Origin of the sequence: Pseudomonas sp. Leaf59, from assembly GCF_920984685.1 — a bacterium.
Lineage (GTDB): Bacteria > Pseudomonadota > Gammaproteobacteria > Pseudomonadales > Pseudomonadaceae > Aquipseudomonas.
Genome location: NZ_CAKLBR010000019.1, coordinates 104,294 through 112,278, shown reverse-complemented (window position 1 = coordinate 112,278; position 7,985 = coordinate 104,294). Strand labels below are relative to the sequence as shown.

Here is a 7,985-nt window from a genome sequence, read left to right as displayed (position 1 = left end):
CAGGCTTGTCCTGCGTTGGGCTGCGCAGCAGCCCCAAAACCAGACGCTGAGCCGTATCAGGTACACCGCGTTTTGCTTGATTGGGGGCGCTTCGCACCCCAACGCGGGGCAAGCCCGCTCGCCACAACAAGCTAGCCTTCGCGCGTATACAACCCATTGATCGCCTTGTGAATAACGTCAATTCGAAATCAAACTAAGGCCAACCCTTGTTTTCTGCCCTTGATTCACTAAGTTTACATTTCGTTTCCTCAATCCCATTTGGTCCGCAGTACCGTCCGATGGCATAGACACTTCGGAGTCATGCTATGAACCAACGCCTCGGCACTGTCGACAACCCTGCTGATCTGCGTGCCTTGCCCACGCAAGCGCTGGCCTCGTTCGCTGATGAACTGCGCAATTTCATCCTCAACAGCGTCAGCGCCACTGGCGGGCATCTGTCTGCGAACCTGGGCACTGTGGAACTGACCATCGCCCTGCATTACGTCTTCGATACCCCCGACGACCGGATTATCTGGGACGTGGGACACCAGGCGTATGCCCATAAAATCCTGACCGAGCGCCGTGCGCAGATGGGCACCATTCGCCAGTTTGGCGGGATTTCAGGCTTCCCCCGACGCAGTGAATCCCCTTACGACTGTTTTGGCACCGCCCACTCCAGCACCTCGATCTCGGCCGCGCTGGGCATGGCCATTGCCTCCCGCCATCACGCGCGCAAGAGGCATTGCGTCGCGGTGATCGGTGACGGCGCATTGAGTGGTGGCATGGCCTTTGAAGCCATGAACAACGCGGGGTTGTATCGGGACCTTCCCCTGCTGGTAATCCTGAACGACAACGCGCTGTCCATCTCGCCGTCGGTAGGCATGCTGCGCGAGCACTTGGACGCGTTGGCCGCCAGGCGCAGTGACGGCCCTTCGGCAAACCTGTTCGAGGCCATGGGTTTCACCTACACAGGCCCCATCGACGGGCATGACCTCGGGCAATTGCTCGACGTGCTCTACACCTTGAAAGACCGTCGCGGGCCCCAATTGCTGCATATCGTTACCGAAAAAGGCCACGGCTACCCGCCCGCCGCGGCCGACCCGGTGCTCTATCACGGGCCGGGGAAATTTGACCCCATCGTCGGTATTCGCTCGGCGGCCCCTGCTGCACCTACGTATACGCAGGTGTTCGGTCAATGGCTGGCTGATGAAGCCGAGCGCGACCCACGAGTGGTCGTGATTACCCCCGCCATGCGTGAAGGATCGGGCCTGGTGGAATTTGAGCGTCGATTTGCCGATCGCTACTTCGACGTCGGTATTGCCGAGCAGCATGCGCTGACGTTTGCCGCAGCCTTGGCAGCCGAGGGCATGAAACCGGTGGTGGCCATCTATTCGACGTTCTTGCAGCGCGGCTACGATCAACTGATCCATGACATCGCCCTGCAGCAGTTGCCGGTGGTACTGGCCATTGACCGCGCCGGGATCGTCGGCGCCGATGGCGCAACCCATACGGGCGCATTCGATATTGCCTGCCTGCGCTGCATTCCCAACCTCATCTTGATGGCCCCCGCAGACGAAGACGAATGTCGACAGATGCTGCACACCGCACTGCAACAATCCGGACCCTGCGCGGTGCGTTACCCACGAGGGTCAGCAAACGCATCCAAACCGTGCTGCGAACCGAGGGAACTGCCGATTGGCAAAGGTGAGATTCGTCGCACCAGCACCCAGGCCCACGGGCAGCGCATCGCCGTCCTGGCATTTGGCTCAATGACGCAAAGGGCGCTGGAAGCGGCAACACTGGTCGATGTCACAGTGGCCAATATGCGGTTCATAAAACCGCTGGACGCCGAGCTGATCCTGTCGCTCACGCAGGCACATGACGCACTGGTGACCGTTGAAGAGGGCTGCATCATGGGCGGTGCCGGATCAGCCTGCCTGGAGTATCTGGCCGGCCTGAAACAACGCCCGCCGCTGCTGCAACTGGGCTTGCCCGACCATTTCATCGAACATGGAACACCTGACGAGCTATTAAGCCACTACCGCCTGGACGCAATCGGCATCGCCCGTTCAATACAGCAATTCGCCCGTGAGCAGCAGTTGGGTTCCCTGGCGCCCGACGCTATGTCGGCCTGCCAGGCGAGTGCACGAACATGAACATTTTCCTGGCTCAGCCACGGGGTTTCTGCGCCGGTGTGATACGCGCCATCGACACGGTCGAGCAGGCCCTGGAGCAACATGGCCCCCCTGTCTACGTACGGCATGAAATCGTGCACAACCGCCATGTTGTTCGGACATTGCAGGATCACGGCGCCATTTTTGTCGAAGAGCTTGACCAGGTGCCGAGTGGTGCCGTGACCATTTTCAGTGCACACGGTGTGACGCGCGCTGTGGAGCAGGAGGCGTCGCAGCGCCATCTTCATGTGCTGGATGCCACCTGTCCGCTGGTGACCAAGGTGCACAACCATGGCCGCCAGTACGCCTCCATGGGTTATCGGCTGATTCTGATCGGCGAACCCGGACATCCTGAGGTCATCGGCATACTGGGCCAGATAGACGCCTCGATCACCCTGATCCAGACGGTCGATCAGGTCAACGCACTGGGATTTTCTCCCCGTACACCGCTCGCTTATCTCACCCAGACCACCTTGAGCGTCGACGACACGCGCAAGGTGGTCGACGCCCTGAAACGGCGCTACCCCGACATCGTGGGGCCGTCCAGCCGCGATATTTGCTATGCCGTGCAAAATCGCCAGCGAGCCGTACGCGAACTCTGCACACAAGTGGATGTGTTACTGATCGTCGGCAATGCCAACAGCGCCAACGCGATGACGTTGTGCACGTTGGCCAATGACAGCGGCACGCCCAGCTATCTGGTGGCCGACGGCAGCGAAGTGGATCCACGCTGGTTTACACCGCAGATGAGCGTTGGCATCAGTGCAGGCGCTTCAACCCCCGAGGCCTCGGTGCAGGATGTGATTGCAGCCCTGGCACGCATTGAACCGTTGCACATACACACCTTGCCCGGTCGCGAGGAGCACGCTCAGTTTCAACTGCCTCACGGGTTGATCGCCCGACAATAACCGTCACGCTATAACGCAGGAGCAGGCACGATGAATAACCTCCGTCTGGAGATACCGCCGCTGGAATGCCCTTCACCGACGCATATCGATGAAGCGCTTGGCAATCACGTCAACGACCTGTTACTGGCGTGGGTCAGTGAGGTGGGCATATTCGAGGGGCAGACGGACAAGGTACGCGCTTCCAATTTCGGGCGATTTGCGATGCTCTGCCACCCCGATACCGACGTACCGGACCGCCTGCTGCTGTCGGCAAAATGCATAGCGGCGCTGTTCGCGGTGGACGATCAGTATTGTGACGATGAACGCAGCGGCTCGGCTCCCAGGCTGCTGGGCCCGCGCCTATCGCTGGCGCTGGCGGCACTGGACAAGGCCTATCTGACCTCGCCGCACGATTTGTCATTGCAACGCGCGCTGAGCGCCGATCCGGTATTGCGCGGCCTGCAAGGTTATATGAGTCATCTGGCGCGCTACGGCTCCGAGCCCCAGATGGCTCGCGTTCGGCTGGAGACGATTGCCATGTTCGTCACCATGAACGCTGAAGCCTCATGGCGCATCGAACTCAGTCTGCCCTGCGTCTGGGAATACCTGGCGCAGCGACAGGTCAACAGTTTTCTACCCTGCATGGCGTTGATCGATATTGTGGGCGGCTATGAACTGGACGCCGCTGTATATTTCTCCGCGCCGGTGCGCGAAGTGGTCAATCTGGCGGCCAGTGCAACCATCATTGCCAATGACGTCTACTCCGCGCCCAAGGAAGCGCAGCCGCAAATAGGCGACTTCAACCTGCCATTATTGTTGGCTCACGAACAGCACTGTTCCTTGCAGGAAGGCCTGTGGCTGACCGCCGACATCCACAACAGCATCATGCATCAGTACCAAGCCCGGGAACGTGCACTGCTCGAACACGCCTCGCCATCCCTGCAACGCTTCCTGACCGGCGTAAAAGCCTGGCTGGCCGGCAATAACGAATGGCACCGCCACAGCGCGCGCTATCAGGTATGAGTCAGCCTGATTGCGCGTCTGTCAGATCAACCGCTTGATCTGCTTGTGGCGCCACACCAACCGGTAGTACGCGATCTGCAGGGCGAGCATCATCAGGTAGGTCACCGGAAACGCCATCCACACGCCTTCGAGGCCGAAGTGCGCATTGAGCAGGTACGCCACCGGCAGCTCGACGAACAGCACACAGACAATCGAGATCACCACCGGCATCAGCACCACGCCGCTGGCGCGCATGATGCCGCCGATCACGGCCTGGAAGCCGAACACCAGGATGCTCCACAGCATGATGTGCAACAGGTGTTCGGCATTGACCCGCGCGGTGTCGTCGGTGATGAACAACCCCAGCAACCAGTGTGACAGGCCGTAACCCAGCACGATCAGGCCGCCGGTCAGGCAGGTATTGATCAACAGCCCGGCGCGCAGGATCGGCCCGATGCGCTCCACACGCCCCGCGCCAATCGCCTGGGCACCGAGGATCGAGGCGGTGATGGCAATCGACAGCGCCGGAAACTGCACATAGTTGACGATCTGCGTCACCGCGCCATAGGCCGCGGTGGCTTGGGAACCGTGGCCGTTGACCAGTGCCAGAATCACCAGCTCCGACAACGACAGCACCACCATCTGCAGCCCCGTCGGCAGGCCGATGCGCAGCACCTTGCCGAGGATCGCACGGTCCAGGCGTAACGCCGCGAGCAACTGGCGATCCGGCGCCATCACGTGCTTTTTATGGCGCAGGCGCAGGATCAAAAACAGCATGGCCAGGGTGTTGCCCACCAGCCCCGCATAGACTGCGCTCTGGATGCCCATGGGCGGCAGGCCGATCCAGCCGCGAATCAACGCGGGGGTCAGCAGCAGCCCCGTCAGGGTCGAGACCATCAGCGCCAGCAGTGGCGACACCGTGTCGCTGACCCCGCGCAGCAACTGCGTATAAAGGATGAACACCAGCAGCAGCGGCATGATCAACATCATTACCTGCGCGTAACCCACCGCATCGTCGAGCACGTCCAGCGGTGTACCCAGCGCCTGCAACGCCGGCCGCGCAAACAGGCTGCCCAGCACGGCCGCGATGAGCCCCACCAGCGCGCCGAGGGTCAGCGTGGCACCGGTGATGACCTTGACCATGCCCGTCTCGCCAGCCCCCCACGCCTGGCCGATCAATACCGAAGCGCCCGCCCCCAGGCCGATCACCAGGGCAATGAAAAAGAACACGATGGGAAACATCCCCGACACCGCCGCCAGCGCCTGGGTGCCGAGCATTTGCCCGACATAAATACCGTTTAACGTGCCGGAAAAGCTCTGCAGGAAGTTGGACAGCACCATCGGTGCGAGAAAGAACAGGTAGGTCTGCCACAGCGGGCGTTGCACAAGGTTTTGCATGAAAAAACGGTGCCTCGAAGAACTAACGCATCCACAAGTTATACCGTATGTGGATCCAATGTTCCCGCGCTTGATCAATTTGCTCAATGACAAGTGCGCGAATTACTGATTGGACGCGCCGGTTGCGGGTGAGTAGATTCCATGCCGGGAATAGCTATTAGCCATCATCTCTCATCCCTCTGGAATCGAGCCTCACATGAAAAAACCTGTCTCGCTGGCGATGCGTATCGGCCTGGGCTTTGCTTCCACCCTGTCACTGTTGGTGCTGATCACCGCCGTGGGTATCCAGCGCGTGGGCTTTATCGACAGCACGCTCAAGGACGTCGCCGAAAAAGCCGCCGTGGCCCAGCGCTACGCCATCAATTTTCGAGGCAGCGTGCACAACCGCGCCATCGCTATTCGCGATGCGGTACTGGTCACGGATGAGACCGCGCTCAATCGGCACCTGGCCGAGATCGACCAGCTCAAGCGAGACTATCAGGACGCCGCCCTGCCACTCGACCGCCTGTTCGGCAACGGCGGCGCCAGCGCCGAGGAAACCCGCCTGCTGAACGATATCAAGGCTATCGAGACGCAGACCCTGGCGTCTTCGGAGCGCGTCATCAGCCTGCGCCGCAATAACGACATCGCCGGCGCACAGGCGCTGTTGCTGGCCCAGAGTTCAGACCTCTATTCCGAGTGGCTCAAACGCGTCAACGCATTGATTGACTTTGAAGAGGCGCGGATCCGGCACCAGCTTGGCTCGGTGCAAACCGCAGCGAGCAACTTCGCGATATTGATGCTGCTGGCCAGCGCCGTGGCGATTGTGTTGAGCGTACTGGTGTCGCTGCTGATCATCCGCAAGGTCAAGGCCACCCTCGGTGCCGAGCCGGAAGAAGTGGCCGAGGCGATCCGGCGCCTGGCTCAGGGTGACTTGAACCAGCGTATCGAGACGCGTCACCCCGACAGCGTAATGGGCATTCTCAAAAATGCCCTGATTCGCCTGGGCGACACCATCACCGAAGTGCGCGCATCGGCCCAGGCCTTGCGGGATTCATCGGTGACCCTGTTGTCTGCGGCTGGCGACAACCGCCAGCAGATCACCCTGCAAACCAGCGAAGCCCAGCATGTGGCCGCCGCCATTACGCAAATGGCCGCGTCGGTCAATGAGGTATCGGGCTACGCCTCGGCCGCCGCCAGGGCCACCCTGCAGGCCGATGCCGAAGTCAACAGCGGCCACCGTCTGGTGGGTGAAGTGAGCGTGGCGATTGAAGAACTGGCGGAAATTCTCGAACAGGCCACTACCCGCGTGAATCAGGTGTCCAGCGACAGCGAAAGCATCGAAACGGTGATTGAGGTGATCAACTCGATTGCCGCGCAGACCAACCTGCTCGCCCTGAACGCCGCGATTGAAGCCGCACGCGCCGGTGAACATGGCCGCGGCTTTGCGGTGGTGGCCGACGAAGTGCGCTCGCTTGCAACTCGCACTCAGGAGTCCACCCAGGAGATCCGCGACATGATCGGCAAACTGCAAAGCGGCACTCAGAGCGCCGCCGACATCATGCAGCGCAGCCGCGCCCTGGCCCAGACCACGGTCGGCCAGACCCGCGATTCGCAAGTGTCATTGGGCAAGATCAGCGAGGAAGTCGGCGCGATCAACACCATGAACGCGCAGATCGCCAGCGCCTCGGTGCAGCAGAGCGCCGCCGCCGAAGAGGTCGCGCAGAACGTCACGCGTATCCACAGTTCCACCGTGCAATCGGCAGTTGGCTCCGAAGTGGTGGAAAACGCCAACCAGGAACTGGCGGAACTGGCGGACAGGTTGAGCACCAAGGTAGCCTTTTTCAGCGTGGCGACCCGCTGACCGCCATAGGTCCCGTTATCTTTTTTTGGCCGTCTGATCAATCGCAGGAATGGGAACGTACGAGCGTCGCGGCCAGTTCTTCACGGGTCCGGCTGATGACGGCGCCTGCCGTGAGCAACTGATCGACGGCATCCAGGCCGCCCTCCGGCGTGATCGCGCGGCAGGCCGGCAGGTGCAGCACCACCGCCAGACCCGCCTTGAGCAGTTGCAGGGCGGTGATCTTGACGCAGTAGTCCAGAGCCAGGCCGCCGACGATAACCCGCTGCACGCTGTGAGCCTTGAGGTACTCGATGACGCCCGTGGAGAGCTTGTCATGCAGATCGTGGTAACAGGCACCGTAGGGATGCAGGTCGGGTTCGACGCCTTTCCAGACGAAGTAATCGTAGTCGTAGGGCGTGGGCAGTTCATCCAGCAGGGTGAAGCCCTCGGTGCCAGGCACACAGTGGTTGACCCAGGTGACATCGGCATGCGCCAGGCCCGTGGGCTGCAGCATTTCGCTGTGCCGAGAGACTACCCAGGGTGCGTGCGGGGTGTGCGCGTCCTTGCTGCCAATACGATGACCGGCAAGGCTGGCCATGTAGTTGAGCTCGGCGCCGATCTGGTCACCACCGGCCACCGGCAACTCATTGGGGCACAGTGGCGTGAAGCTTTTCTGGGCGTCGACATCGAATGAGGCGATGGCGATTTTTGCGAGGGGCATGG

At 61.2% G+C, this 7,985-nt stretch carries 6 protein-coding genes and 1 pseudogene; 5 read left to right on the top strand and 2 right to left on the bottom strand.

Going from position 1 to position 7,985, the window contains the following annotated elements:
- Positions 1–305: 305 nt before the first annotated feature.
- From dxs to LUB09_RS19085, 3 genes are read left to right on the top strand one after another with little or no spacing between them, the layout of a single operon-like run.
- Positions 306–2,135: a 1-deoxy-D-xylulose-5-phosphate synthase gene (gene dxs / locus LUB09_RS19095; protein ID WP_231423408.1), complete on the top strand. Its 1,830-nt coding sequence runs from the start codon at positions 306–308 to the stop codon at positions 2,133–2,135.
- Positions 2,132–3,061, top strand: coding sequence for a 4-hydroxy-3-methylbut-2-enyl diphosphate reductase (ispH, locus tag LUB09_RS19090; protein ID WP_231423407.1), 930 nt, complete (start codon positions 2,132–2,134; stop codon positions 3,059–3,061). Before dxs ends, ispH begins: the two co-directional genes overlap by 4 nt.
- Positions 3,062–3,091: 30 nt before the next feature.
- Positions 3,092–4,063, top strand: a complete 972-nt coding sequence (locus tag LUB09_RS19085; RefSeq protein WP_209982426.1) for a terpene synthase family protein — start codon at positions 3,092–3,094, stop codon at positions 4,061–4,063.
- Between the two features lie 21 nt (positions 4,064–4,084).
- Here LUB09_RS19085 and LUB09_RS19080 read toward each other — a convergent pair whose 3' ends face one another.
- The gene (locus tag LUB09_RS19080; protein ID WP_209982429.1) at positions 4,085–5,440 is read right to left on the bottom strand and encodes an MATE family efflux transporter; all 1,356 of its coding nucleotides are present in this window, start codon (positions 5,438–5,440) and stop codon (positions 4,085–4,087) included.
- Between the two features lie 196 nt (positions 5,441–5,636).
- Here LUB09_RS19080 and LUB09_RS24140 point away from each other — a divergent pair.
- Together LUB09_RS24140 and LUB09_RS24135 are read left to right on the top strand one after the other, a co-directional pair.
- Positions 5,637–6,143: pseudogene (locus tag LUB09_RS24140) on the top strand (MCP four helix bundle domain-containing protein); the annotation flags it as partial.
- A 75-nt stretch (positions 6,144–6,218) separates the two neighbouring features.
- Positions 6,219–7,283 carry a methyl-accepting chemotaxis protein gene (locus LUB09_RS24135; RefSeq protein ID WP_442964107.1) on the top strand — a complete coding sequence of 355 codons (1,065 nt, stop codon included), beginning with the start codon at positions 6,219–6,221 and terminating at the stop codon, positions 7,281–7,283.
- 37 nt (positions 7,284–7,320) lie between these two features.
- Here LUB09_RS24135 and LUB09_RS19070 read toward each other — a convergent pair whose 3' ends face one another.
- Positions 7,321–7,983: an isochorismatase family protein gene (locus LUB09_RS19070; RefSeq protein ID WP_209982433.1), complete on the bottom strand. Its 663-nt coding sequence runs from the start codon at positions 7,981–7,983 to the stop codon at positions 7,321–7,323.
- Between the last annotated feature and the right edge of the window lie 2 nt (positions 7,984–7,985).

Coding starts and splice junctions, on each gene's coding strand:
- dxs (WP_231423408.1), top strand. CDS start 306: ATGAACCAACGCCTCGGCACTGTCGACAACCCTGCTGATCTGCGTGCC.
- ispH (WP_231423407.1), top strand. CDS start 2,132: ATGAACATTTTCCTGGCTCAGCCACGGGGTTTCTGCGCCGGTGTGATA.
- LUB09_RS19085 (WP_209982426.1), top strand. CDS start 3,092: ATGAATAACCTCCGTCTGGAGATACCGCCGCTGGAATGCCCTTCACCG.
- LUB09_RS19080 (WP_209982429.1), bottom strand. CDS start 5,440: ATGCAAAACCTTGTGCAACGCCCGCTGTGGCAGACCTACCTGTTCTTT.
- LUB09_RS24135 (WP_442964107.1), top strand. CDS start 6,219: ATGCTGCTGGCCAGCGCCGTGGCGATTGTGTTGAGCGTACTGGTGTCG.
- LUB09_RS19070 (WP_209982433.1), bottom strand. CDS start 7,983: ATGCCCCTCGCAAAAATCGCCATCGCCTCATTCGATGTCGACGCCCAG.